Origin of the sequence: Rossellomorea sp. FS2 (assembly GCF_047915635.1) — a bacterium.
Classification (GTDB): Bacteria; Bacillota; Bacilli; order Bacillales; family Bacillaceae_B; genus Rossellomorea; species Rossellomorea marisflavi_A.
The window spans coordinates 159,262-186,097 of sequence record NZ_JBLRVS010000001.1; the positions used below are offsets into that span (position 1 = coordinate 159,262).

At 49.3% G+C, this 26,836-nt stretch carries 24 protein-coding genes; 23 read left to right on the plus strand and 1 reads right to left on the minus strand.

All coding sequences use genetic code 11. From position 1 onward, the window contains the following. Positions 1 to 103: 103 nt before the first annotated feature. The 5 genes from accD to ACNA6I_RS00825 all read left to right on the plus strand — a co-directional run bounded on the left by accD (position 104) and on the right by ACNA6I_RS00825 (position 5,499). Positions 104 to 973, plus strand: coding sequence for an acetyl-CoA carboxylase, carboxyltransferase subunit beta (accD, locus tag ACNA6I_RS00805; protein ID WP_048006339.1), 870 nt, complete (start codon positions 104 to 106; stop codon positions 971 to 973). Beyond that, positions 967 to 1,947: an acetyl-CoA carboxylase carboxyl transferase subunit alpha gene (accA, locus tag ACNA6I_RS00810; RefSeq protein ID WP_048006338.1), complete on the plus strand. Its 981-nt coding sequence runs from the start codon at positions 967 to 969 to the stop codon at positions 1,945 to 1,947. Before accD ends, accA begins: the two co-directional genes overlap by 7 nt. Before the next feature lie 306 nt (positions 1,948 to 2,253). Next, positions 2,254 to 3,213 carry a 6-phosphofructokinase gene (gene pfkA, locus ACNA6I_RS00815; RefSeq protein ID WP_048006337.1) on the plus strand — a complete coding sequence of 320 codons (960 nt, stop codon included), beginning with the start codon at positions 2,254 to 2,256 and terminating at the stop codon, positions 3,211 to 3,213. Positions 3,214 to 3,243: 30 nt separating this feature from the next. Continuing rightward, positions 3,244 to 5,004, plus strand: a complete 1,761-nt coding sequence (pyk, locus tag ACNA6I_RS00820) for a pyruvate kinase (protein WP_048012679.1) — start codon at positions 3,244 to 3,246, stop codon at positions 5,002 to 5,004. Between the two features lie 108 nt (positions 5,005 to 5,112). Beyond that, on the plus strand, positions 5,113 to 5,499 hold the full coding sequence (locus tag ACNA6I_RS00825; protein WP_063190690.1) for an FxsA family protein: 387 nt from the start codon (positions 5,113 to 5,115) through the stop codon (positions 5,497 to 5,499). Between the two features lie 313 nt (positions 5,500 to 5,812). On the opposite strand, the gene ytvI is transcribed toward ACNA6I_RS00825, so the two are convergent. Further along, the gene (gene ytvI / locus ACNA6I_RS00830; RefSeq protein ID WP_048006334.1) at positions 5,813 to 6,925 is read right to left on the minus strand and encodes a sporulation integral membrane protein YtvI; all 1,113 of its coding nucleotides are present in this window, start codon (positions 6,923 to 6,925) and stop codon (positions 5,813 to 5,815) included. Between the two features lie 136 nt (positions 6,926 to 7,061). Between ytvI and ACNA6I_RS00835 the strand changes: the two genes are divergently transcribed. The 18 genes from ACNA6I_RS00835 (at position 7,062) to ACNA6I_RS00920 (ending at position 26,832) form a co-directional block, all read left to right on the plus strand. Continuing rightward, positions 7,062 to 7,520 carry a DUF441 domain-containing protein gene (locus ACNA6I_RS00835; protein ID WP_048006333.1) on the plus strand — a complete coding sequence of 153 codons (459 nt, stop codon included), beginning with the start codon at positions 7,062 to 7,064 and terminating at the stop codon, positions 7,518 to 7,520. A 381-nt stretch (positions 7,521 to 7,901) separates the two neighbouring features. Next, positions 7,902 to 9,020 (plus strand): citrate synthase, encoded by a 1,119-nt coding sequence (citZ, locus tag ACNA6I_RS00840; RefSeq protein ID WP_048006332.1) that lies wholly within the window; start codon positions 7,902 to 7,904, stop codon positions 9,018 to 9,020. 117 nt (positions 9,021 to 9,137) lie between these two features. Next, a complete protein-coding gene (gene icd, locus ACNA6I_RS00845; RefSeq protein WP_048006331.1) occupies positions 9,138 to 10,406 on the plus strand; it encodes an NADP-dependent isocitrate dehydrogenase in 1,269 nt (422 codons plus the stop codon). Positions 10,407 to 10,467: 61 nt separating this feature from the next. Beyond that, a complete protein-coding gene (gene mdh, locus ACNA6I_RS00850; protein WP_048006330.1) occupies positions 10,468 to 11,406 on the plus strand; it encodes a malate dehydrogenase in 939 nt (312 codons plus the stop codon). Positions 11,407 to 11,830: 424 nt separating this feature from the next. Next, positions 11,831 to 12,307 carry a MaoC family dehydratase gene (locus tag ACNA6I_RS00855; RefSeq protein ID WP_416312781.1) on the plus strand — a complete coding sequence of 159 codons (477 nt, stop codon included), beginning with the start codon at positions 11,831 to 11,833 and terminating at the stop codon, positions 12,305 to 12,307. A 286-nt stretch (positions 12,308 to 12,593) separates the two neighbouring features. Beyond that, on the plus strand, positions 12,594 to 13,313 hold the full coding sequence (locus ACNA6I_RS00860) for a response regulator transcription factor (RefSeq protein ID WP_048006328.1): 720 nt from the start codon (positions 12,594 to 12,596) through the stop codon (positions 13,311 to 13,313). After that, positions 13,310 to 15,097, plus strand: a complete 1,788-nt coding sequence (gene pnpS, locus ACNA6I_RS00865; protein WP_048006327.1) for a two-component system histidine kinase PnpS — start codon at positions 13,310 to 13,312, stop codon at positions 15,095 to 15,097. The genes ACNA6I_RS00860 and pnpS overlap by 4 nt, the downstream gene beginning before the upstream one ends. A 227-nt stretch (positions 15,098 to 15,324) precedes the next feature. After that, a complete protein-coding gene (hflK, locus tag ACNA6I_RS00870) occupies positions 15,325 to 16,296 on the plus strand; it encodes an FtsH protease activity modulator HflK (protein WP_416312782.1) in 972 nt (323 codons plus the stop codon). Beyond that, positions 16,289 to 17,224: a protease modulator HflC gene (hflC, locus tag ACNA6I_RS00875; RefSeq protein WP_048006325.1), complete on the plus strand. Its 936-nt coding sequence runs from the start codon at positions 16,289 to 16,291 to the stop codon at positions 17,222 to 17,224. Before hflK ends, hflC begins: the two co-directional genes overlap by 8 nt. 234 nt (positions 17,225 to 17,458) lie before the next feature. Next, the gene (gene polA, locus ACNA6I_RS00880; protein ID WP_048006324.1) at positions 17,459 to 20,089 is read left to right on the plus strand and encodes a DNA polymerase I; all 2,631 of its coding nucleotides are present in this window, start codon (positions 17,459 to 17,461) and stop codon (positions 20,087 to 20,089) included. A 15-nt stretch (positions 20,090 to 20,104) separates the two neighbouring features. After that, the gene (gene mutM, locus ACNA6I_RS00885; RefSeq protein WP_048012673.1) at positions 20,105 to 20,932 is read left to right on the plus strand and encodes a DNA-formamidopyrimidine glycosylase; all 828 of its coding nucleotides are present in this window, start codon (positions 20,105 to 20,107) and stop codon (positions 20,930 to 20,932) included. 63 nt (positions 20,933 to 20,995) lie between these two features. Next, positions 20,996 to 21,631, plus strand: coding sequence for a sporulation membrane protein YtaF (ytaF, locus tag ACNA6I_RS00890; RefSeq protein ID WP_063192042.1), 636 nt, complete (start codon positions 20,996 to 20,998; stop codon positions 21,629 to 21,631). A gap of 31 nt (positions 21,632 to 21,662) precedes the next feature. Continuing rightward, positions 21,663 to 22,265: a dephospho-CoA kinase gene (gene coaE / locus ACNA6I_RS00895; RefSeq protein ID WP_416313202.1), complete on the plus strand. Its 603-nt coding sequence runs from the start codon at positions 21,663 to 21,665 to the stop codon at positions 22,263 to 22,265. Positions 22,266 to 22,489: 224 nt separating this feature from the next. Further along, positions 22,490 to 23,518 carry a glyceraldehyde-3-phosphate dehydrogenase gene (locus ACNA6I_RS00900; protein ID WP_048006321.1) on the plus strand — a complete coding sequence of 343 codons (1,029 nt, stop codon included), beginning with the start codon at positions 22,490 to 22,492 and terminating at the stop codon, positions 23,516 to 23,518. Between the two features lie 441 nt (positions 23,519 to 23,959). Continuing rightward, positions 23,960 to 24,340 (plus strand): adenosylmethionine decarboxylase, encoded by a 381-nt coding sequence (gene speD, locus ACNA6I_RS00905; protein WP_048006319.1) that lies wholly within the window; start codon positions 23,960 to 23,962, stop codon positions 24,338 to 24,340. Positions 24,341 to 24,473: 133 nt separating this feature from the next. Then, positions 24,474 to 24,854: a hypothetical protein gene (locus ACNA6I_RS00910; RefSeq protein ID WP_048006318.1), complete on the plus strand. Its 381-nt coding sequence runs from the start codon at positions 24,474 to 24,476 to the stop codon at positions 24,852 to 24,854. A gap of 73 nt (positions 24,855 to 24,927) precedes the next feature. Continuing rightward, positions 24,928 to 25,383 (plus strand): transcriptional regulator NrdR, encoded by a 456-nt coding sequence (gene nrdR, locus ACNA6I_RS00915; RefSeq protein ID WP_048006317.1) that lies wholly within the window; start codon positions 24,928 to 24,930, stop codon positions 25,381 to 25,383. Positions 25,384 to 25,446: 63 nt separating this feature from the next. Then, positions 25,447 to 26,832 (plus strand): replication initiation and membrane attachment family protein, encoded by a 1,386-nt coding sequence (locus tag ACNA6I_RS00920; RefSeq protein WP_416312783.1) that lies wholly within the window; start codon positions 25,447 to 25,449, stop codon positions 26,830 to 26,832. Positions 26,833 to 26,836: the final 4 nt, after the last annotated feature.

Genomic DNA, 26,836 nt, shown 5'->3' on the forward strand with positions numbered 1-26,836 from the left:
CAGTTTTTTCGAATGCACGAATAGAGAGATAAGGCAGTCATCTCCTGCCCGTCACAAGCTGGTGGCCAGGGGATGTCTGTAATTGGTTAAGGAGGTTTTAGCCTTGCTGAAGGAACTATTTAATAAACCGAAAAAACGGAAATACGCAACAATCCCTTCCGAAGGAGCAAAACATGATGTACCGGAAGGAATCATGACAAAGTGCCCGGATTGCAAGAAGATCATGTACACGAAAGAGCTACAGAAAAATCTCAAGGTCTGTCTTCATTGCGGGTATCACCATGGAATGAGCTCCCATGAACGGGTGGACAGCTTCATCGATGAAGGAACGTTCTCTGAACTCGATCGCGAGCTTGCATCGGTCAATCCACTCGGGTTCCCCGACTATCTGGAGAAGCTCGATAAAGACCGTCAAAAGACGGATCTGAACGAAGCTGTGCTGACGGGAAGCGGGAAGGTGAATGGCAATGAGATCGTCCTTGCCATCATGGATTCACGCTTCCGCATGGGAAGCATGGGATCTGTCGTCGGTGAAAAAATCACGAGGGCAGTTGAAGAAGCAGACAGGAGAAAGGTTCCATTCATCATTTTCACGGCTTCAGGTGGAGCAAGGATGCAGGAAGGGGTCCTTTCCCTCATGCAGATGGCCAAAACAAGCGTCGCCCTGAAGCGGTTCAGTGATAATGGCGGGCTCTTCATCTCCATCATGACCCATCCTACCACCGGTGGGGTGTCGGCGAGCTTCGCTTCCGTCGGTGACTATAACTTTGCAGAGCCGGGTGCGCTCATCGGATTCGCCGGTCGCCGGATCATCGAGCAGACGATCCGTGAAGATCTCCCTGAAGACTTCCAGACGGCGGAATTCCTCTTGAAACATGGTCAGCTTGATGACGTGTTGAACAGGCTGGACCTGAAAGATAAAATCGGTACTTTAGTAGATCTACATCAGTGGGACGGTGACCTCTCATGGTAAATGAAATGGAATTTGAAAAGCCGGTATTCGAGCTGAAGAAGAAGATTTCCGAGCTGAAGGAGTTCACGAAGGATTCAGACGTGGATCTTTCCAATGAAATCGAAAAGCTTGAAAACAGGCTTCAGAAGCTTGAACAGGATATTTATGAGAACATGAAACCGTGGGAGAGGGTTCAAGTCGCCCGTCATCCGAATCGCCCCACCACCCTCGATTATATCGAAAATCTATTCTCTGATTTCATGGAGATGCACGGTGATCGCACCTACGGGGATGATGAAGCGATCGTTTCCGGAGTCGGCCGTTTCCACGGGGTGCCTGTGACCATCATCGGCCATCAGCGGGGAAAAGATACGAAGGAAAACATCAGGCGCAACTTCGGGATGCCTCATCCTGAAGGGTACCGCAAGGCGCTTCGCCTCATGAAGCAGGCCGATAAGTTCAATCGTCCGATCATCTGCTTCATTGATACGAAGGGGGCCTACCCCGGGAAAGCAGCAGAGGAGAGGGGTCAAAGTGAAGCCATCGCCAGGAATCTGGTGGAAATGGCCGGCCTGACCGTCCCTGTCATCTGTATCGTCATCGGAGAAGGGGGAAGCGGTGGTGCCCTAGCACTCGGAGTCGGGAATCATATCCACATGCTGGAGAATTCCACGTACTCTGTCATCTCCCCTGAAGGCGCGGCCGCCATCCTTTGGAAGGACGCGACCCAAGCCAAAAAGGCAGCTGAATCAATGAAGATCACGGCACCGGATCTGAAGGAACTGGGCATCGTCGATGAAATCATCGAAGAAGTCAAGGGCGGGGCACACAAAGATGTCAAAACCCAATCCGAAAAGATCGAAGCCGTATTGAAACGATCCCTTAAAGAGCTGATCTCTCTGTCGAAAGAGGAGCTCGTCCAGCATCGTTATGATAAATTTAAGGCAATTGGCGAGTATACTGTTTTAAATGATCGTATCGGGGTAAAATCATAAAGAATGCGGACTGACAAAGTGGATAAAGACTTTTGTCGGTCCTTTTCTCTTTCAGGATGGTTTCTGTCATAAAAAGGAAGATTAATCGGTTTCAGTTAAGTGAACATTTCGTCTTTTGCACCGAGAAGGAGGAACTTGTTGAGAACCGCTATTCTTCATGGTATTTTAGAAATAAACCTTGTATCATTGGACCATAATAAGTAGGGAGATTGGCATATTTACCATTTTCCTGAATTATGTGAAAGCATTAACAAATGCGTATGTTCTTTTTACATAGATATGCATATTACTCAAGAGGTGATTGAAGTGAAAAAGATAGGTGTACTAACGAGTGGCGGGGATTCGCCAGGTATGAACGCGGCCGTGCGTGCCGTCGTGCGTAAAGCGATTTTCATGGATGTTGAAGTATACGGGATTTATCAAGGATATAACGGCTTGATCAATGGAAATATTCAAAAGCTTGAGCTTGGTTCCGTCGGTGATATCATCCACCGTGGAGGCACGATGCTCTACACAGCGCGTTGTGAAGAGTTCAAGACGAAGGAAGGCCAGAAAAAAGGGATCGAACAGCTCGAGAAGTTCGGGATCGAAGGACTTGTCGTCATCGGTGGAGATGGATCTTATCAAGGAGCGAAAGCCCTGACTGAGTGGGGTTATCCATGCGTGGGCGTTCCGGGTACGATCGACAACGATATCCCGGGTACGGAATATACGATCGGCTTTGATACGGCGCTGAATACGGTCATCGATGCCATCGATAAGATCCGTGATACGGCCACTTCCCATGAGCGTACATTCATCATCGAAGTCATGGGACGCAATGCAGGCGATATCGCCCTTTGGTCTGGCCTTGCAGGTGGTGCGGAAACCGTCCTCATCCCTGAAGAAAAATTCGATATGGATGATGTGATCACTCGTCTGAATAAAGGGCAGGAGCGCGGAAAGAAACACAGCATCATCGTCGTGGCCGAAGGGGTCATGTCAGGTAATGAATTCGCCGACCAATTCAAGGAAGCGACCGGCATGGATACGCGCGTATCCGTACTTGGACACATCCAGCGTGGAGGCACTCCTACTGCTTCGGACCGGGTGCTTGCAAGCAGACTCGGTGCCAAAGCAGTGGAGCTGCTCGTGAGCGGGAACGGCGGTCGCGCTGTCGGGATCGAAAAGAATCAGCTTGTTGATTATGATATCATTGAAGCATTGGCCAAACCACATCATATCGACCTTGAGATGTATAATCTTTCCAAAGAACTTTCCATCTAATAAAGAAGTACAAACCCAGGAGGTAACAAAATGAGAAAAACAAAAATTGTATGTACGATCGGACCTGCCAGTGAAAGCGTAGAGAAACTATCCCAGCTTATCGATGCTGGTATGAATGTGACCCGCCTGAATTTCTCACACGGTGACTTTGAAGAGCACGGACAACGGATCATCAATATCCGTGAAGCAGCTGCCAAAGCCGGTAAAAATATCGGGATCCTCCTTGATACAAAAGGACCTGAAATCCGTACGCACACCATGGAAAACGGCGGCATCGAGCTTGAAAAAGGGAAAAATATCATTGTGTCCATGCAAGAAGTTGTCGGTACAGTGGACAAGTTCTCTGTTTCCTATGAAGGATTGATCGATGATGTACATGAAGGCTCCAAAATCCTTCTTGATGATGGATTGATCGGACTTGAAGTCACAAAGATCGATAAAGCAAACGGGGAAATCCACACGGTCATCAACAACAGTGGTGCCCTTAAAAACAAAAAAGGTGTCAACGTACCAGGCGTCTCAGTGAATCTTCCTGGAATCACCGAAAAAGATGCCAATGATATCATCTTCGGTATCGAACAGGGGATTGATTTCATCGCGGCTTCATTCGTTCGCCGTGCGTCTGACGTCCTTGAGATCCGCCAGCTTCTTGAAGAGCATAACGCATCTCATATCCACATCATCCCTAAAATCGAAAATCAGGAGGGTGTCGATAATATCGATGAAATCCTTGAAGTTTCCGACGGTTTGATGGTAGCACGTGGAGATCTTGGTGTTGAGATCCCTGCTGAAGAAGTACCTCTTGTACAGAAAATGCTCATCAAAAAGTGTAATGCACAGGGTAAACCGGTCATCACGGCTACTCAAATGCTTGATTCCATGCAGCGCAACCCGCGTCCGACAAGGGCGGAAGCAAGTGACGTCGCCAATGCGATCTTCGATGGAACGGATGCCATCATGCTTTCAGGGGAAACGGCAGCAGGAAGCTATCCTGTCGAAGCTGTTGAAACCATGCACAGCATCGCTTCAAGAGCAGAGCAGGCTCTTGATTCAAGCGCCATCCTTTCTGCACGCATCAAAGACTGTGAGCACAACATGACCGATGCAATCGGACAATCCGTCGCTCATACAGCCATCAACCTTGACGTAAATGCGATTGTTGCTCCGACGGAAAGCGGACATACAGCACGTATGATCTCGAAATACCGTCCGAAGGCGCCGATTGTTGCCGTCACAAGCGATGATTCCGTTACAAGGAGATTGGCACTTGTATGGGGTGTATTCCCTACCATGGGTCAAAAAGCTTCCACAACGGATGAAATGCTTCAAATGGCAGTCGATGAGAGCATGAATTCCGGTATGACTAAACATGGTGACCTGATTGTGATCACGGCTGGTGTTCCAATCGGAGAATCCGGTACAACAAACCTTATGAAGATTCACGTTGTCGGTGACATCGTAGCGAAAGGTCAAGGAATCGGACGCAAATCTGCATTCGGTAAAGCAGTCGTTGCTTCATCTGCTGAAGAAGCGGTAAGCAAGACAGAAGAAGGATCCGTCCTCGTTACAATCGGAACGGATAAAGAAATGATGCCTGCCCTCGAGAAATGCTCAGCATTGATCGTGGAAGAAGGCGGTCTGACAAGTCACGCAGCAGTTGTAGGGATCAACCTCGGTATCCCTGTGATCGTTGGAGTGGAAAACGCCACTGCATTGTTCCAGGATGGACAGGAAATCACGGTTGATGCGACACGCGGAGTCGTTTACAACGGCCAGGCAAGCATCCTCTAATAAATAGTAGGGCCGGAACCAATAGTTGGTTCCGGCCTTTTTGTATGGGTTCTGACCCGACCTGTGCTATACTGGGTGAAACGATAAAGCGTCTGGAGGAATCCATTCATGAAATACATTCTTGCTTCCCTCATCATCTTTCCATTTGTTGAAATCAGCCTGTTGATCTGGTCGGGTCATCTGATCGGAGCTTTCCCTACCATCTCCCTCATGATCCTGACGGGGCTCCTTGGGGCATTCCTTGCTAAGAAGCAGGGTCTCGATGCAATCCGGAAAGTCCAGCAGGATATCCAGAGCGGGCACATGCCAGGAGGACACGTCACAGATGGCCTCTGCATTGCAGCAGGCGGCTTTCTCCTCATCCTGCCGGGATTTGTTTCCGATCTGCTCGGACTCATCCTGTTGCTGCCGCCGACGCGCAGTATGATAAAGCCCTTCCTCTTCAGGCTGTTCAGGAGATGGGGAAGGAACCGGAATGTCATCATCTATCGCTGAACGCGGAAAAGAGGCGACAAACGTGTTTAAGTCATAGTAAAACCCGAATTCATTTGCCTGCGATAAGCAAATGAATTCGGGTTTTTACTTTGTTTCATGACCATCATCGTTTCCAGCGGTTGATTGGGGTGCAAGACGTAGACCCCTGCGGGAAGAGTAGCTGATGTGAGATCCCGCAGGCTTGCCGGGGAGGCTCACGGGCTACCCGCGGAAAGCGAAGTCTCGCACGGAAATCATGAGCGGTATTAAGAACCTATACGGATCGTGTCCGTCATTAGATCGTACCTTTTTAGTTTTGTCCCAACCCCTTATATCATTTTTCTCCGATGATGAATCGCCAAGTGTCCTTGAACACCCCCGCACGGTGAAGCGTCTGTCCGATGACGAGGACGATGGGGCCGACGATGAGACCGAGGAAACCGATGAGCTTGAAGCCGACAAAAAGGGCCACAAGTGTCGCAAGTGGGTCAAGTCCGATACTGGAAGAGAGGATTTTCGGCTCCATGATCTGCCTTTGCACAATCACGACAACATAGAGGACGGACAATCCGATCCCGAGACCCATATTCCCCGTGATGAATTCATAGGCGATCCATGGGACGAATACGACTCCGGTACCAAGGTATGGCATCAGATCCACAAGTCCGGTCACAAGCGCGATGGTGATGGCATAGTCGACTTTCAGGATCAGAAGTCCGATCAGGACCATGATGGCGGTGATGGAGATCAGGGTGAACTGTGCCCTGATTAAGCCGAATAGTGCCTTTTTCAAGTCGACAATCACCTTCCTGCCGCTTGTCATGGCTTTCCCGGGAATAAACCTTTCCGCTCTTGAGGATAATGTATACCAGTCCTTACTGATGAAAAAGGTGGCCAGTGCAGAGAAAATCAGCACAGTGGCAGCATTCGGGATCCACGAAACGAGCTGCGGGAGCCTCGTGAAGAAATTTTGAAGGAAGTCCCCTGCAGAAGTGGCGATTTTCGTTCCTGCGGCCTGTATATTTTCCATGACGGTATCCTGCTGTCCTGCATCGAGATTCTTGAACAAACCGGACACCTGCTCATAGAACGGCATGACCTTCCCGGCTATGACATCCTCTCCGTAATCCACGAGGGTTTCGACATGTTTAGGCAAAACTTCTGCCAGATAATTGGCTCCTGAGACAATTTCCGCAATCAGCAGGGTGATTAATCCGGCAAAAGCTGATACAATCATGAGCAGGGAAAGGGTCACGGCCCATATGCGCGGAAACCTCGCCTTTTTTTCGAGAACATTCACCAAGGGGTTCATCAGGAAGGCGATGGCAATGGCGATCACAAAAGGGTAAGCGAGTTTCCATATGTAAAACAGGGCAACGAACGCTAGGCTCACGATGGCCACGACAATGAGAAAACGAATGAATCGATATAAATACTCCAGGTTCAACGGCATCCCTCCTAAAGCTAGTCTATTCTATTTTAATTCAGGTAAGAACGGAAAGATAGTTTTCAACCCTGTTTGTTAACAGCCGTTGGTATGGTAGGATAACGATTGAACGGAGATAGAGAGGAGGAAGGATGGCTTGTCCCAGCCTTTATTATTTTTACTATTATTATTAGGGATCGGGTTCGTAGCCAAGAACCAATCCATCATAATTGCATCGGCTGTATTGATTATCCTTCGTGTGCTGGGTGCAGACGAGAAGATTTTCAGCACGATCTCCGGTAAAGGCATCAACTGGGGGGTGACCATCATCACGATCGCCGTGCTTGCCCCCATCGCCACGGGTGAGATCGGCTTCAAGGATCTCATTTCATCCATGAAGTCCCCGTACGCTTGGATTGCATTGATATCCGGGATGGCAGTGGCCATCATCGCCAAGAATGGATTGACCCTCCTGGAAAACGATCCCCACATCACGACGGCACTCGTACTTGGTACCGTCATCGCGGTTGCCGTATTCAAGGGGGTCGCTGTCGGTCCCCTTATCGGAGCAGGGATCGCCTATCTTGCCATGAAGGTATATGAAATGATCGCTTAGAGACGGAGTGAAAGCCCCATCCCATCAGGGGAGGGGCTTTCTTTCGTTTGGAAAGAGCATACCGGATATGCGAGTGTATGCGTGGGAAAATCGGAGTGGTTTATTTTACTAGAAAAATAATTTGCATAAATTAATGCGTTTTCATTCACAAAAGTCTGAGTATTGTTTATAATAGGAAATGTAAGCGTATCCCAAGCTCACAGATCGTCATAATATGACAAAGATGGGGCGGGGAATCATTTTTTGCTGGCTGGGTGAGCAATCGCTCACTTCACGGTCAATCGTTCTTTTAAAGATCCTGAAGCTTATCGCACGGCGATGGCTAGGGTTTTAAGCTCATAGGGAAATGGGTAGAAGTAATTAAACAAAGGAGAGATTATTATGACAGCGACTCGCGGATTAGAAGGAATTGTAGCTACTACGTCATCCATCAGTTCCATCATTGATGACACTCTTACATACGTAGGCTACAATATCGACGATCTAGCAAATAATGCTAGTTTCGAAGAGGTTATCTACTTATTGTGGCATCTTAAGCTTCCTACTGCAGGAGAGTTGGAAGAGCTATCCAACCTGCTTGCAGAAAATGCAGCTCTTCCACCTGAGGTGATCGAGCATTTCAAGATGTACAACACCAAGGAAGTCCACCCGATGGCCGCGCTCAGGACGGCGGTATCCATGCTTGGCCTGTATGATGATAAGGCGGATGTCATGGATCCACAGGAAAACTACATGAAAGCCGTGCGCCTTCAGGCGAAGATCCCGACGATCGTCACGTCATTCGCACGCATCCGTAACGGACAGGAGCCGATTGCGCCTCGCAAGGATTTGAACTTTGCGGCGAACTTCCTGTATATGCTGAACGGCAAAACACCTGAACCGGTTGAAATCGAAGCATTCAACAAAGCGCTCGTCCTTCATGCCGACCACGAACTGAATGCGTCTACCTTCACGGCCCGTGTATGCGTTGCCACTCTATCAGATGTCTATTCTGGTGTCACGGCGGCCATCGGTGCGTTGAAAGGTCCGCTTCACGGTGGTGCGAATGAACAGGTCATGAAGATGCTCACTGAAATCGGAAGCGTCGATAAGGCTGAAGAGTACGTACTTGATAAGCTGGAGAAAAAAGAGAAAATCATGGGCTTCGGACACCGCGTCTATCGTCAAGGGGACCCTCGTGCCAAGCATCTTAAGGAAATGTCGAAGCGCCTAACCGAGCTGACGGGACAAGGCAAATACTACGAAATCTCCGAGAAAGTGGATGCAACGTTCACCTCGAAGAAGGATCTTCCACCGAACGTCGATTTCTATTCTGCGTCCGTCTATCACAGCCTTGGGATCGACCATGATCTGTTCACGCCGATCTTTGCGGTCAGCAGGGTATCGGGCTGGCTTGCACATATCCTTGAGCAATATTCCGACAACCGTCTGATCCGCCCTCGTGCCGATTATATCGGGCCTGGGAAGCAAGAATACGTGCCGGTAAGCGAAAGAGGTTAATCACCGATATTTACAAACACTCAAAATATTGGTGTAATAGTAATAGATAAAGGGAATGACATGCTCACAGCGATGGGCGTTGTTCCCTTTGATAATGAGTAAATGGAGGGTACATACATGACACAAGCTGAAAAAATCACGAATGAGAATGGGCAATTGAACGTCCCGAATCATCCGATCGTACCATTTATCGAAGGAGACGGAACTGGTCCGGATATCTGGGCTTCCTCTCAGCGCGTCCTTGATGCTGCCGTTGAAAAAGCGTACAACGGTGAGCGCAAGATCGAGTGGAAAGAAGTGTATGCCGGTGAAAAAGCATTCAACAAAACGGGTGAATGGCTCCCTGCAGAAACGCTTGAAGCGATCCGCGAATACTTCATCGCGATCAAAGGACCACTGACAACTCCTGTAGGAGGCGGGATCCGCTCATTGAACGTAGCACTGCGTCAAGAGCTTGACCTGTTCACATGTCTTCGCCCTGTACGCTACTTCGAAGGCGTACCTTCACCGGTGAAGCGTCCTGAAGATACGGATATGGTCATCTTCCGTGAAAACACAGAAGATATCTATGCCGGTATCGAGTATGCAAAGGGTTCTGATGAAGTGAAAAAATTGATCAGCTTCCTTCAAGATGAAATGGGCGTCAACAAGATCCGCTTCCCTGAAACATCCGGGATCGGGATCAAACCTGTATCGGAAGAAGGGACAAGCCGTCTTGTGCGCGCTGCCATCAACTATGCGATCACAGAAGGCCGCAAGTCTGTAACCCTTGTCCACAAAGGAAACATCATGAAGTTCACTGAAGGAGCTTTCAAAAACTGGGGCTACGAGCTTGCTGAAAAGGAATTCGGCGATAAAGTATTCACATGGGCTCAATACGATAAGATCAAGGATGCTGACGGTCTTGATGCTGCCAACAAAGCACAAGCTGATGCTGAAGCTGCCGGCAAGATCATCGTAAAAGATTCCATCGCGGATATCTTCCTTCAACAAATCCTTACGCGTCCGGCTGAATTCGATGTTGTGGCGACCATGAACCTGAACGGTGACTACATCTCAGATGCCCTTGCTGCACAAGTTGGTGGAATCGGAATTGCTCCTGGAGCAAACATCAACTATGAATCCGGCCATGCCATCTTCGAAGCAACACACGGAACTGCACCTAAATATGCAGGCCTTGATAAAGTGAATCCATCTTCTGTCATCCTATCTGGCGTTCTTCTTCTTGAGCACCTCGGTTGGAATGAAGCAGCAGATCTGATCACGAAATCAATGGAAAAAACAATCGCTTCCAAAGTCGTAACATATGACTTTGCCCGTCTCATGGATGGAGCAACAGAAGTGAAATGTTCAGAGTTCGGTACAGCCTTGATCGAAAATATGTAATTCATTGACTGACAGGGGCAGAATCTGCTCCTGTCTTACATAAGAACAGGGGGAAGCAATGATGACAATCAAACGTAGAAAAGTTTCAGTAATCGGTGGAGGATTCACTGGTGCCACAACAGCATTGATGCTTGCACAAAAAGAACTTTCTGATGTGGTGCTTGTTGATATCCCGCAAAATGAAGATCCGACCAAAGGAAAGGCTTTGGATATGCTCGAAGCAAGTCCGGTACAAGGATTCGATTCGAACATCATCGGTACGTCGAACTATGAAGATACGAAGGACTCGGACATCGTGGTGATCACAGCCGGTATCGCGCGTAAGCCTGGAATGAGCCGTGATGATCTTGTTCAGACGAACCAAAAAGTCATGAAGTCCGTGACGCAGGAAATCGTGAAGTACTCGCCAAACTGTTACATCATCGTATTGACGAACCCTGTGGATGCCATGACCTATACGGTGTTCAAAGAGTCCGGATTCCCTAAAGAGCGCGTCATCGGTCAATCGGGTGTCCTTGATACTGCCCGCTTCCGTACATTCGTTGCCCAAGAACTGAATCTATCAGTGAAAGACGTTACTGGTTTCGTTCTTGGTGGACATGGTGACGACATGGTACCGCTCATCCGCTATTCCTATGCAGGCGGAATCCCGCTTGAAACATTGATTCCGAAAGATCGCCTCGATGCCATCGTTGAGCGCACGCGTAAAGGTGGTGGGGAAATCGTCGGTCTTCTTGGAAACGGAAGTGCCTACTATGCCCCTGCAGCTTCACTCGTTCAGATGGTGGAAGCGATCCTCAAAGATCAACGCCGCGTCATCCCTGCCATCGCTTATCTTGAAGGCGAATATGGATATGACGGAATTTACCTTGGTGTACCAACGATCCTTGGTGGAAACGGTCTTGAGAAAATCATCGAGCTTGAACTGACGGAAGAAGAGAAAACAGCACTCGGCCAATCGGCAAGTGCCGTCAAAAACGTCATGGAAGCATTGGTGTAAAATAGTACGTGGGGCTGGGACAAACGTGTTTCAGTCATAGTAGAACCCGAATTCGTTTGCCTACGATCAGGCAAAAGAGTTCGGGTTTTTCATTTGTTTCATGAACATTTTTCTATCGTTTCCAGCGGTTGATTGGAGTGTAAGACGAAGACCCCTGCTGGAAGAGTGGCTCCCCGCAGGCGTGCCGAGGAGGCTCACGGGCTGCGAAGTCTTGCACGGAAATCATGAGCGGTATAAAGAAACTATACGATTGTGTTCGTCATTTCATGGCATCTTTTTCGTTTTGTCTCAACCTTTTTTTCATGCACTGAATCCCTTTTGAAATTCTACTAAAAAGTCCTTTGTTTGGGCACAATAGAAATGATACTATATTAATAGACAGACTATTTAAAAATGTAAGTGTTTACATTCAGGAGGTGCGTTCATGTTACTGGGTAAAAAAAGAAAACCGGGAAGAAAAATCGAAGATATGACCATTGGTGAGAAGCTGACGCTCACAGAGAAGATCGAGGACAATGAACTCCTTCTCTACCTTGGCTTGACGAATGATGCCAATCCTTTATATATTCAGCACGACTATGCATCGCAAACGCCTTTCAAGAAGCCGATCGTCCCATCCATCATGTTGACGGGAATCATCACATCAGCCGTCTCAAAATACCTGCCTGGACCCGGCTCGCATATCGTCGAACAATCCATCCAATTCCATAAGCCCGTTTATCACTACGCTACCGTCCGATTTCTGTTTGAAGTAAAAGAAATCGATTTGAAGGCCCATTCCGTCATCATCGAAGTAAGCGCAGATAATGAAGACGATGAAAGGGTCGTGACGGGAAGGATCAACGTATGCCCGCCTCACCGGTTGGAGAAGATGAACAGCCATGCCCTTGAAAATTTTTAACCCGCTCCCTTCAGAGCGGTTTTTTTATTTGCCGACTGTTCTGTGCAGCCACCGCTCCCGGTCCTTCAAGTGGTCCGGTGGGGAACGATTGGCCCGCTCATTGCGTTCATCACGGATACCATCACATCTCTCAAAACGTTGGATGAAAGAGGGGACATTTATCCCGACTGCTCTCAAAACGCCGAATAGTAGTGGTAACACTGCAAAATTATATTATAATAAAAGTACAATTACATAATGCTAATGGATGAAGGGGTAAATTCATTCTCTTGGAGGCCTATAATCAATGAGCAAAAACATTCTGGTAGTGGATGATGAACAATCGATCGCAACATTGTTAAAATACAACCTGGAGCAGTCGGGTTATGCTGTCATGACGGCACACGACGGAGAGGAAGGCTTGAATAAGGCCGTCTCGGAATCACCCGATCTGATCATCCTTGATTTGATGCTTCCATCCATGGATGGGATCGAAGTGTGCAAAGAACTTCGCCAGCGAAAGATCAGTACGCCGATCCTCATGCTGACGGCAAAGGATGATGAATTCGATAAGGTGCTGGGACTCGAGCTCGGTGCCGATGACTATATGACGAAGCCCTTCAGTCCACGTGAAGTGGTGGCGAGGGTGAAAGCGATCCTGAGAAGGAGCCAGGCATCCGCAGCGGTGAAAGAACAATCCGAAAGCCATGACGTGGATTACAAGGAAGTCGGAGAATTGAAAGTGTACCCCGAACAATATGAAGCGTATTTCCAAGGTGAACTCCTTGAACTGACGCCGAAGGAATTTGAACTTCTTCTTTACCTGACAGACAACCGCGGACGGGTATTGACGAGAGACCAGCTCCTGAGCGCGGTGTGGAATTATGATTTCGCGGGCGACACAAGGATCGTGGATGTGCATATCAGCCATCTCCGGGAGAAAATCGAGACTAATACGAAGAAACCGATTTACATCAAGACCATCAGAGGGCTTGGCTATAAATTAGAGGGTCCCAAATCCTCATGACCAAGTACAGGACGAAGCTTCTTCTGGCGCTCATCACCCTTATCATCGGCGTGTTGATCGGGCTGGGTCTCCTGCTTGGACAAATCTTCAAGAATTTTTATCTGGAGACGCTGAACTCCAGGATTCAGAAAGAAGCAAGGCTTCTTGCCAATTCAATAGAAGAAAATGGACCGCTGCAGGGAACGAATCCCTCCATCATCAATGAGCTCAGCGATATCCTCGATGTGCGCATTACCCTGCTGGATAAGGACGGGAAGGTCATTGACGATACGAAACGTCCGGGTTCCCTGGGGGATCAGAAGCAGAAAGAGATCATCGCATCCATCAAGGATGACTGGGATGTGAAGGACCGTCACAAGAAGGTGGTCGACGAAGGCAGGGAGTTCCGTTACTATTGGTATCCCCTCAATCAGAACGGGAATCAATCCGACGGACTCCTTATCATGAGTACCGAGGTGGATGAATTCGAAGAAGGGAACCAGCAGATATGGCTGGTCCTGACGATTTCCCTCGTGCTTGCGTTGGTCCTGATCATCATCTTGGGGTCAAGGATCACCGTGCGGTATACAAAACCGATTGAATCCGCCACCAATGTAGCCATGGAGCTTGCGAAAGGGAATTATCGTGCCAGGACCTTCGAGGATCGACTCGATGAGACCAGCATGCTGAGCTCCTCGATCAATATCCTCGCACGTAACCTCCAGGAAATGGTCAATGCCCAGGAAATGCAGCAGGACCGGCTCACCACCCTGATCGAAAATATGGGAAGTGCCCTTCTCCTCATTGATCATCGCGGGTTCATCGTATTGACCAACCGCACCTTCAGGGAATTCTTCAATTTGGAGGAAAAGGAGCTTCGGAAGGTCCGCTATCATGAAGTGATCCATTTCCAAGAGGTGAATCGACTGGTGGAGGAAATCTTCATGACGGAGAAGCGGGTCCGCAAGCAGATCCTGCTTCCTTACCAGATCGAGCGGAGGCACTACGAGGTATACGGGGCCCCGATCATCGGTCACAACAATGTGTGGAAGGGGATCGTCGTGGTCTTCCATGATATCACGGAACTGAAAAAGCTCGAGCAGATGAGAAAAGATTTTGTTGCCAATGTGTCGCATGAATTGAAGACGCCGATTACATCCATCAAGGGCTTCTCTGAAACGCTCCTCGATGGGGCGATGAAGGATGAGGACACCCTGAGGAACTTCCTCGATATCATCCTGAAGGAGAGCGACCGTCTTCAATCACTGATCCAGGATCTCCTGGAGCTGTCCAAAGTGGAAAAGAGCGGTTTCGAGCTCTCCCTTCAAAAGGAATCCATATCCGGACTTATCGAAGAGATCCTGCCCATCCTGAACGAGCGTGCCAGGGAAAAGGGCATCACCCTGGATGTGCACAATGAATCCCCGGTCCTTGCAGAGGTGGACAGCTACCGGTTGAAGCAGGTCTTCATCAACTTGATCAGTAATGCGATTTCCTACACTCCGCCAGGCGGGATCGTGGAAGTCGGAGTGGAGGACGCAGGAAAGCAGGTACTTGTGTCCATAAAAGATAACGGCATCGGGATTGCACAAGAGGAGATTCCGCGCATATTCGAGCGCTTCTACCGGGTTGATAAAGCAAGGAGCCGCAACTCCGGGGGAACCGGCCTCGGCCTTGCCATCGTCAAGCACATCCTGGAGGCGCATGAAGCGAAAATCGAAGTGGAAAGCGAACTGAATAAGGGGACGACATTCAAGGTGCTACTGAACAAACAATTCCATGAGAGCATCCATGAAGGGGAATGATGGTTTTTTTACAATCAATTTACAAAGTGTTAAATTCCGGTTAACATACCGGTGATACGATACTAAGTGAAACCCCTTCATCCAAGGTGTTGATGAAAAGACGAGAACCGACCCCGTTCTCGTCTTTTTGCATGGAAACTTTCCCATCAATGTAATATTCCTGAAACTTTTCAGGGATGGACCCGTATAGATTAGTAGAATGGGTCTGACAAAAATGGGGGGATTTCATGAGCTTGAAGCAAACATATAAGGTGACGGGGATGGTGGTGGGAGCACTGATCCTCATCGCGGTGCTAGTGACTTCTTGGTACACGGTGGATGAGTCGGAACAGGCGCTTGTCCTTACATTCGGGAAGGCAGGGGATCCAGTTGTGGAACCGGGCCTGCACTTTAAGATGCCTTGGCCGATCCAGCAGGTGGAAACGCTATCGAAGGAAACGTTCACGCTGCAATTCGGATATGAAGAAAGCGAAGGGGAAATCAAAAATTTCCCGAAAGAAACCAAAATGATCACGGGTGATGAATACATCGTCCTGGCCGATCTTGTTGTGCAGTGGAAAATCACGGATCCGGAAGGCTATCTCTTCAATGCAGAAAACCCGAAGGAAATTCTCTATGATGCCACATCATCATCCATCAGGAGCATCATCGGGAGTTCACTGATCGATGATGCATTGACTTCGGGTAAGGCTAAAATCGAAGGGGATGTCAGAGACCTACTGACCAATCTGATAGAAGACTATGATATAGGGATTTCCATCATCGGTTTAAAGCTGCAGGACGTGGAACTGCCGAATGAAGATGTGCGCTCCTCCTTCACAGCCGTCACCGATGCGCGTGAAATGAAGAATACCAAAACCAATGAAGCCAAAAAGTATCAGAACCAGCGCATGAATGAAGCGCAGGGAGAGAAGAAGGCGATCATGTCCAAGGCAAAGGGCGAGAAGATTGCGAGGATCGAACAGGCACGGGGGGATGTGGCCGTCTTCGATAAGCTCTATGATCAATACAAAACCAATCCCGATATCACACGGAAGCGTCTGGTGCTTGAAAGCCTTGAAACCGTCCTGCCGAATGCCGAGATCTACATTATGAAGGATGACGGGGAAACCCTGAAGCATTTCCCGATCCGACCGATGGAAGGGAAAGCGAAGGCGGAGGAAAAGGCTGAAGAAAAGGAGGCGAAGACCGATGAGTAATCCGAACGTCTATCAATTCGAGAAGAAAGAGCGGCCTCCGACAGACTGGAAGCCCTACGTCAGGACGGGAATATTCCTGGTTGTACTCCTTGCACTTCTCTTGGTTGCCTTCACTTCCGTCTATATCGTGAAAGAAGGGGAATACAAGGTCGTCCGTCAGTTCGGTGAAGTGGTGCGGATCGACGAAGAGCCGGGTCTGAAGGCAAAGGTTCCCTTCATTCAATCGGTTACGACGTTGACGAAGCGGCAGATGACGTCCGATGTGACCGAGGCCGAGATCAATACAAAGGATAAAAAGCGGATGCTCATCGATAACTATGCCGTGTGGCAGATCACCGATCCTTTGAAGATGATCTCCAATGCACGGAATGTCATCAACGCAGAAGCGAAGATGGAGGACTTCATCTATTCCGTGGTCAGGGCAGAGCTCGGTAAACTGGAATATGAAGAGGTCATCAATGATGAGAAGTCGTCCAGAGGGAGCCTGAACGACCAGATCACAGATAAGGTCAATGAACTTCTCGAAAATCAGCAATACGGGGTGGTGGTCAAAGATGTACGGATCAAACGTACCGACCTGCCGGAGGCCAATGAGAAGTCCGTCTATACAAGGATGATTTCCGAGCGGGAATCCAAGGCACAGGAGTACCTTTCCCAAGGGGATGCGGAGAAACAGAGCATCACGGCCGAAACGGACCGGGAAGTGAAGGAGCTCATCGCGAAGGCGGAAACCGAGGCCAATGTCATCAGGGCTGAAGGAGAATCAGAGGCTGCGAAGATCTACAATCAATCCTTTTCCAAAGATCCTGAATTCTATGATCTGTACCGCACCCTCGAAACCTACAAAAAGACGATCGATGATGAAACCGTCATCGTCCTTCCATCGGATTCACCGTATGCCCGCTTGCTCATGGGCTATACCGAATGATCGCAGAGCCTCCTGTCCGGAGGCTTTTTTTCGTCTTCACATGAAGGAAGTGAGAGGGGATGCTCCGGCAGTAGCCAGGAGCCCTCACCCGTTTTCAGCACGATGGGCAGGGCCATTACCGACGTGTCCTTCCTGCCGGGACGGGGTGGGGATTTTTCCTTTCAATCCCGGTCATGGTAGAATGGGTATAGAGAAGGTTCATACTTATGTGATGAACGTACAGGAGGTACCGCCATGTCAAAAAAACTAGTCTTGATCGATGGGAACAGTATCGCATATCGCGCATTCTTTGCCCTGCCGCTGTTGAACAACGATAAAGGTGTACATACGAACGCCGTCTATGGCTTCACCACGATGCTTCAAAGGATCCTCGAGGATGAGAAACCCTCGCATATCCTGGTTGCATTCGATGCAGGGAAGACCACCTTCAGGCATGAAACATTCAAGGAATATAAAGGGGGCAGGCAAAAGACCCCGCCTGAGCTATCGGAACAATTCCCCTACATCCGGGAGCTATTGGATGCATACGGGATCAAGAGATACGAGAAGGAAAATTACGAGGCGGATGACATCATCGGGACCCTGTCACTGAGGGCGGAAGCGGAAGGCTTTGACGTAAAGGTGTTTTCGGGAGACAAGGACCTCACGCAGCTCAGCTCGGATAAAACGACGGTGTGCATCACGCGTAAAGGGATCACGGATCTTGAAATCTATACGCCGGAACACGTGAAGGAAAAGTGGGAGATCACGCCTGATCGCGTCATCGATATGAAGGGCCTCATGGGTGACAGCTCGGATAATATCCCTGGCGTGCCGGGGGTCGGTGAGAAGACGGCAATCAAACTGTTGAAGCAGTTCGGAACGCTTGAGGAGCTCCTCGCTTCCATCGATCAGGTGAGCGGGAAGAAGCTGAAGGAAAAGCTTGAAGAGAATAAGGAACAGGCCATCATGAGCAAGGAACTGGCGACGATCCTCCGTGAAGCGCCGGTGGATGTGGGACTTGATGACCTCCAGTATGAAGGGGAGGAAACCCAGGAACTGAAGGCCGTCTTCAAGGATCTCGGCTTCAATTCCCTTCTCGAAAAAATGGGGGAAACCGTCGAGGAAGAAACGGTGGAACAAGAGGAGATCGCATTCGAAGTACTGGAAGAGATCAAAGCGGATCATCTTGCCCGGGAGAGTTCCCTCTATATTGAAATGCTCGAGGATAATTATCATACAGGCAAGGTCATCGGGATCGGTCTCCACAACGAAAAGGGAACCTATTTCTTTTCGATGGAAGCAGCGGCAGCATCCCCTGCGTTCAAGGAATGGGCGGAGGACGGGACATCCGTCAAGCACGTCTACAACGCTAAAGAAACGATCGTATCCTTCCTGAGGGAAGGCATCGAGATCGAGGGGATCGATTTCGACCTCTTGCTCGCGTCCTATATCATCAATCCTTCTGAATCGAGTGAGGATTTCGCCACGATTGCCAAAGGACATGGACAGGCAGGAATGAAATCCGATGAAGCTGTCTTCGGCAAGGGAGCGAAACAGAAGGTACCGGATCTTGATGTGCTGTCTGAACACATCGCCAGGAAGGCGTTCGTTCTCTCGACCTTGAAGGCGACATGCATGGACGAGCTCGAGGAGAACAATCAAAAAGAATTGTTTACCGATCTGGAGCTTCCCCTCGCCCTGATCCTGGCCGAGATGGAGCATACCGGGGTGAAGGTCGACTGTGATCGCTTGAATGAAATGAAGGACGAACTCGCCGATCGCCTTGTTGAACTGGAGCGCAAAATCCACGAGCTCGCAGGGGAAAGCTTCAACATCAATTCTCCCAAGCAGCTCGGCGTGGTCCTGTTCGATAAGCTGGGGCTGCCTGTCATCAAGAAGACGAAGACCGGCTACTCCACGTCTGCCGATGTATTGGAGAAGCTGCAGTCGAAGCATGAGATCATCGACTACATCCTCCACTATCGTCAGCTTGGAAAGCTGCAGTCCACATACCTTGAAGGATTGCTGAAAGTGGTGCATGAGGAAACCGGTAAGATCCATACGCGCTTCAACCAGGCCCTCACCCAGACGGGACGCCTCAGCTCGACGGATCCGAACCTTCAGAATATCCCGATCAGGCTGGAAGAAGGCCGCAAAATCAGACAGGCGTTCATCCCATCAGAAGAAGGCTGGGTGATGTTCGCAGCGGATTACTCCCAGATCGAGCTACGCGTCCTCGCCCATATCGCAAAGGATGAAAAGCTGATCGAAGCCTTCCGGAACGATATGGACATCCATACAAAGACGGCGATGGACGTCTTCGGAGTGGCGAAAGAAGACGTTACATCGAATATGAGGCGGCATGCGAAAGCCGTCAACTTCGGGATCGTGTACGGGATCAGTGACTACGGTCTATCACAGAGCCTGGATATCACACGGAAAGAAGCCGGTGAGTTCATCAACAAATACCTTGAAAGCTTCCCGGGAGTGAAGGATTATATGGAGGACATCGTGCAGGATGCCAAGCAGAAAGGCTATGTCACGACCCTGCTCAAACGCAGGCGATACCTCCCAGAAATCACGAGCCGGAACTTCAATCTGCGGAGCTTTGCTGAGCGTACGGCGATGAACACACCGATTCAGGGGAGTGCAGCCGACATCATCAAAAAAGCGATGATCGATATGGCAGCCCGACTTGAACAGGAAAATCTGAAATCACGCCTTCTCCTTCAAGTGCACGATGAACTGATCTTCGAAGCGCCGAAGGATGAAATCGAGATACTGGAGAAAATCGTACCGGAAGTCATGGAGCAGACAATGGAGCTTGAAGTGCCCCTCAAAGTGGACTATTCCTATGGCGACACATGGTACGATGCAAAATAGAGAGGAGTAGGACCGGTGCCTGAACTTCCAGAAGTAGAAACAGTCAGAAGGACATTGGAGGTCCTCGTAGTAGGAAAGACAATCAAAGAGGTGGCCGTGAGCTGGCCGAAGATGATCAAGGAACCATCCGAGACGGCTCAATTCACCGACTCCCTGAAAGGTCAGGAAATCCTGGGTATGGGGCGACGGGGGAAGTTTCTGATCTTCTACCTGAATGATGTCTCCCTTGTCTCCCACTTGAGGATGGAGGGGAAGTATGCCCTTCATCAAAAGGAAGAGCCTGTGGAGAAGCATACCCATGTGGTATTCACCTTCACGGATGGAACGGAATTGAGATACCGAGACGTACGGAAATTCGGGACGATGCATCTGTTCAAGAAAGGGGAAGAACTTCTTCATCTTCCCCTTCTGCAGCTTGGACCCGAACCGTTTGAAGAAGCCTTCACGCCGGACTACCTTCACGGGAAGTTCGCCGGTACCTCAAGGATCGTCAAGGCGGTCCTCCTCGATCAGACCGTCATGGTGGGACTCGGGAATATTTATGTGGATGAAGCGTTATTCCGGTCGGGGATCCATCCCGACCGGAAGGCATCATCCCTGACCGTTGATGAAGTAGCAGATCTGCATCACAGCATCATTGCCACCCTCAGGGAAGCAGTGGATATGGGGGGCAGCACGATCCGCTCCTATGTGAACTCCCAGGGGCAGATGGGGATGTTCCAGCAGAACCTGTATGTGTACAGCAGGAATGGAGAGGCTTGCAGGACATGCGGTACGCCGATCGAGAAAAAAGTATCCGCGGGTCGAGGGACGCATTATTGTCCCCACTGCCAGCGCCCCTAACATTTAACATCTGATAAGCCCATACCATATAGTATTGTATTGACGATTGGGAGGGCTGTCAGAATGAACACACTTTTCTCCTTACTCCTGCTGGCATTTGCTGTAAGCCTTGATAATTTCAGTACGGGACTGACATATGGATTACGAAAAGTCAAAATACCTATAAAATCAATCACCATCATTTCCTTATGCTCTGCATTATGCTTATTGATCGCCATGTTCATGGGGCAGGCGATCTCTGTCATCCTTTCACCCGAATGGGCTGGGAGGATCGGAGGATTGATCCTGGTGGCCATCGGACTCGCGGTGCTCTATCAGTTCTTCAGACCGGAGAAGGAAACGCATGTGGAAGAGAAAGAAAAGACCTTGATCAATGTGGAAATCAAATCGATCGGCCTCGTGATCCAGATCATGAGGCGTCCGTTGACGGCCGATTTCGACCGCTCCGGAACCATCACCGGCGTAGAAGCATTCATGCTCGGCATAGCCCTTTCCCTTGATTCGTTCGGTGCAGGGCTCGGGGCCGCGCTTTTGAATTATTCTCCTTTTCCACTTGCCATCGCCATCTTCTCCATGAGTTTCATCTTCCTCACCTGCGGATTGCAGTTGGGCGTCTACTTCTCTCATATCAGATGGATCCAGCGGGTCGCCTTCCTGCCTGGAGTCCTATTGATCTGTCTGGGGATTATGCGGTTCTAGGGAATGGTGCTGAACGAAAGGATCGATGAAAGTGGCAACCATTATTGGACTGACGGGCGGTATTGCAAGCGGTAAAAGTACAGTATCAGCATTTCTGAAAGAAAAGGGGTACATCATCATCGATGCAGATCTTGCAGCACGCATGGTGGTGGAAGTCGGGCAACCCGCATACCTCGCCATCGTCGATGCATTCGGCAAGGGCATCCTTCAGGAAAACGGCCAGATCGACCGTGCCGGGCTCGGGGCCATCATCTTTAATGACCCGACGAAACGGAATCTCCTGAATGGGATCGTGCATCCGGCCGTGCGGAGCATGATGCTCGCGCATAAAGACGAGGCCATTGAAAACGGAAAACAGACGATCATCATGGATATTCCCCTTCTATTTGAAAGTGACCTGACATGGATGGTGGATCAGACGGTCGTCGTCGCCGTCGAAAAAGACGTGCAGCTCGATCGATTGATGAAGCGGAACCGGCTGTCTGAACAAGAAGCGGCAGCCCGCATCTCCTCTCAGCTCCCTTTGAAGGAAAAAGCCGAAAAGGCAGATGCAGTCATCGATAATAATGGTTCGGTGGAAGATACCTTGAAGCAGGTAGAAGAGCTACTTGCTACATGGGGATTGAAGCCGTAAAGTGAAGCCCGCCGGGATATGTCCGGCGGCTTTTTCTATCTTTACGGAGGAGCTTAGTGGACTTTAACCAAGCTTTGAGAAATAAGAATAAAAGAAAGCGTTATCAGAATGTTACAACATTTCGAATTTACACAAAACCATATGGTCAATTCCGTTCAATATGTTATACTATTTTTAGAAAATAACATATGAGTATAACATTAATATAGAGGGGAGCAGGATATATGATGGCGAGAGTGGCAATCAATGGATTTGGTCGAATTGGGAGAATGGTATTCAGGAAGGCGATTATGGAGGATGACTTGGAAGTCGTGGCCATCAATGCGAGCTATCCGGCAGAAACACTGGCTCACCTGATCAAGTATGATACCAACCACGGTACGTTCAAAGCAGAAGTGGCAATCGGGGAGGATTCCCTCATTGTCAATGGAAAGACGGTGCGGCTCCTGAGCAACCGTGATCCTGCTGCCCTGCCATGGGCGGAATTGAATGTGGATATCGTCATCGAAGCGACAGGCAAGTTCAACTCCAGGGAGAAAGCGGCCCTGCATCTGGACGCTGGTGCGAGAAAGGTGATCCTGACTGCCCCGGGTAAAAATGAAGACGTTACCATCGTGATGGGGGTCAACGAAGACGCTCTCGATATCGATGAGCATCATGTGATTTCCAATGCATCATGCACGACAAACTGCCTGGCACCTGTGGCAAAAGTGCTTCATGAGCAGTTCGGCATTGAAAACGGTCTGATGACCACGGTGCATGCGTATACGAATGATCAAAAGAATATCGATAATCCCCATAAGGACCTTCGGAGGGCGAGAGCATGCGGTCAATCCATCATCCCGACGACGACAGGTGCAGCGAAGGCGTTGGCCCTCGTCATGCCGGAGTTGAAGGGCAAGCTGCACGGGATGGCGCTCCGCGTCCCGACGCCGAATGTATCCCTTGTGGACCTTGTGGTCGATGTGAAAAGGGACGTGACGGTCGAGGAAATCAATGATGCATTCACGGCTGCCTCGCTCGGTTCCATGCATGGAATCGTTGAATTCACGACGGAGCCGCTCGTGTCCATCGATTTCAACACCAATCCCCACTCTGCCATCATTGACGGCCTCTCCACCATGGTGATGGATGATCGCAAAGTCAAGGTGCTTGCATGGTACGATAATGAATGGGGCTACTCCTGCCGGGTCGTCGATCTTGTCCGGTTCACGGCATCCAAGATGGAGGCTGCAGCCGGGGTGAATGTTTGAAAGAACCAACATAAAAAGAATGAATGAACATCGGGACGCATCGTGGATGCGTTCTTTTTTGTGCTCAAATTCCATGACGGGGTCCGGGATCCAACCCGGGTCCACCTGCCCGCCCGCTCCATCAAAACGCATAGGGGACCCGAGAGTCCCACATGCAAGGAGCGCCTTGCGATTTACAGGCTTTCACTACGGGATCACGGATTTCCCTGCAGCCCGAATGCCGGAATGGCCCTATGAAAAAACTTTTGAAAATTTATTGCAAATGGAGTTTAAACAAAGTATACTATTTTTCGTGAACTTCTTAACAGCAAATGATTACTGAGTTAACTACTTAAAGGGTTAGGACCTCTTCGGACTAACTTTCCCCCGTGGTGGTTAAGATTTTGCCAAGGGACTTGTTCATTTTGACGAAAAAAATTATGTCAAAGGGGGAAACGATCAATGGAAACAATGGGTCGTCATGTAATCTCTGAACTATGGGGTTGCGATTTTGAAAAGTTGAATGATGTAGTAGGAATTGAAAAAACGTTTGTGGATGCAGCTCTTAAATCAGGTGCTGAAATCCGTGAAGTGGCCTTTCACAAATTTGCTCCACAAGGCGTGAGCGGAGTGGTGATCATCTCTGAATCCCACCTGACCATCCACAGCTTTCCTGAACATGGATATGCCAGCATCGATGTGTATACATGCGGAGATCTAGATCCGAACATCGCTGCAGAATATATAGCTGAAGCACTGGGTGCTGATACCCGTGAAACAATCGAACTTCCGCGCGGCATGGGACCTGTACAGGTGAAGAAATCACAGGCTCAGGCGCTCTAATAGTTGAATCTTCAAGAGGTGCATGACTCATGCATCTCTTTTTTTATTGAGGTTGTTCCCGCTTTCAATGTCTCCATTTTCAATCCTCATGTTTTCGTGTAAAATGAGGGTATACAAAGGGAGGAAAATGATCATGAGCGGAATCAAGACCTTGTTGAAACGTTTTCAATCGGAATGTGAAACATCGGATAAGCAGGAAGAAGAAGTCCTGCAGACCCATTATTATAAATCCATGCAAAATGGGACATTCAATGCCGTCCTCGAATTGTTCTCATCTTCCCAGTACGATATCCTATCCGAATCGAAGGACAGGGGAGAGATCACAATCCGGAAGAACGGGACCCCGCAGCTGTTCATCGTGGCGACGGTCATCGGGGTGAGGCCGCTCGAGACGGCGGTCGATTTCAAACTGAGTACGGATAAAGGAAAGATCCTCGGCACGTATTCCGTCCTGAAGGCGCAGATCAAGAATTATTACGATGTCCTGGACGGGAAATTGACGAGGGTGAGATAGCGAAGAACTTGTGGTGAGCACCACTTTTCTATATCATAAGTGTAAATGAGTTTAGCATAACGGAGCTGATAGTATGAAATGTCCGTCCTGCCAAAATAACGGCACCCGGGTGGTGGATTCGCGTCCGGCTGATGAAGGGCGTTCCATCAGGAGAAGAAGAGAATGTGAAGTGTGCGCGTTCCGGTTCACCACGTTCGAAAAGGTGGAAGAACTGCCTTTGATTGTGGTGAAGAAGGAAGGCCTGCGGGAAGAGTTCAGCAGAGAAAAGATCCTCCGCGGTCTTATTAAGGCATGCGAGAAACGTCCGGTTCCATTGGAGACGCTCGAGAAGCTCTCCCTGGACATTGAAAAGGACCTCCGGAACCAAGGGGTGTCCGAGGTCGAGTCCGTTAAAGTGGGTGAGATGGTCATGGATCGCCTGGCGCAGGTCGACGAAGTCGCTTACGTCCGGTTTGCTTCGGTATACAGACAATTCAAGGATATTAATGTGTTCATAGATGAACTTAAAGAACTGATCAAAAAAGAGTGAAAGGCCGAGCTGAAGAGTCCATCTTTGGCTCTTTTTCTCTTATGTGTCGAAAGGTAGAGGTCAATGATGAAGAATCACTGGAATGAAATTCAGCCTGTGGATCATTATACGGTCTGCACCAACGGGCTCCTGCAGGAATTTGAGAGAAAGATCATCACATTCTTATATCAGCCCCTTATCGGTCCGGTCTCCTACAGCCTGTATATGAGCCTGTGGGGAGAGGTGGAAGAAAGCAGGTTGTGGTCTGCGCCTTCGAACCATTATCATTTGATGAATATCCTGTCCATGAATCTTCAGGAAATCCACGAAGCGCGTATGAAGCTCGAGGGGATCGGCCTCCTTAAGACGTACGCGAAGAAAGGGGAAGGAGAGCGGAGCTTCATTTATGAACTGCAGCCCCCGCTGCTTCCGAATGATTTTTTCACAGATGGCATGCTGAATGTGTATCTGTTCAGGAAAATTGGCCGCTCCCACTACCTGCGCCTGAAAGAATCGTTCACTGATCGCGGGATGGAATCAGACAGCTTTACAAATGTCACCCGCTCGTTTCAGGATGTTTTCTCTTCGGAGAACAGCATCGACTTCCTTCGCCATGAGGCCAATGACGGCTCGTTGACGAATGGGGAGAAGGCATATATCGGCTATGGGAAGAACGAAGGACCTCCCATGGATGATATCGACTTTGATTTCAGCCTGCTGCTCAACGGACTTTCAGAATCCATGGTGCCGAGGAGGGCCTTCACTCCTGTCGTGAAGGAAACGATCTTAAAGCTAAGCTATCTCTACGGGATCGGTCCCCTACAGATGAAAAACATCCTTCTTGGCTCCCTTGATTCGGATGAGGCGATTGATGTGGAGCAGTTACGGAAATCGGCCCGGGATTGGTATCAGCTGCAAACCGGCGATGAACTGCCCGACCTGACACCGAAAGCTAGACCGGTGAAGAAGGAAGCATCCAAACCGTTGTCGAGGGAAGAGGAGCTTCTGGAGTATCTCGAAAGCACATCGCCAAAGGATGTCCTTGCTGACATTTCCAATGGGAGTGCCGCATCGAATTCGGATCTTCAAGTTGTCGAAGAGATCATCATGACACAGAAACTGCCGCTTCCCGTCATTAATGTCCTGATCCAGTATGTGCTGCTGAAGACGGATATGAAGCTGACGAAAGGGTATATGGAGAAGATCGCTTCCCATTGGGCCCGGAAGAAAGTGAGCACGGCCGGGGAAGCGATGGAGCTTGCCAGGAATGAACATAAGCAATACATGGAGTGGGCGTCAGGGAAAAATGAAAAGCGGACCACCCGAAGGAAGCCGATCAGGACAGAGAAACTGCCTGATTGGTTCCAGGAAGATGAGAAAGGCGAGGCGAAAAGTCAGAACGGGGAAACCTATGACCTGGAAGCCGAAAAAAGAAAACTCGAAGAAGAATTGAAGAATTTTCGGAAGTAGGTGA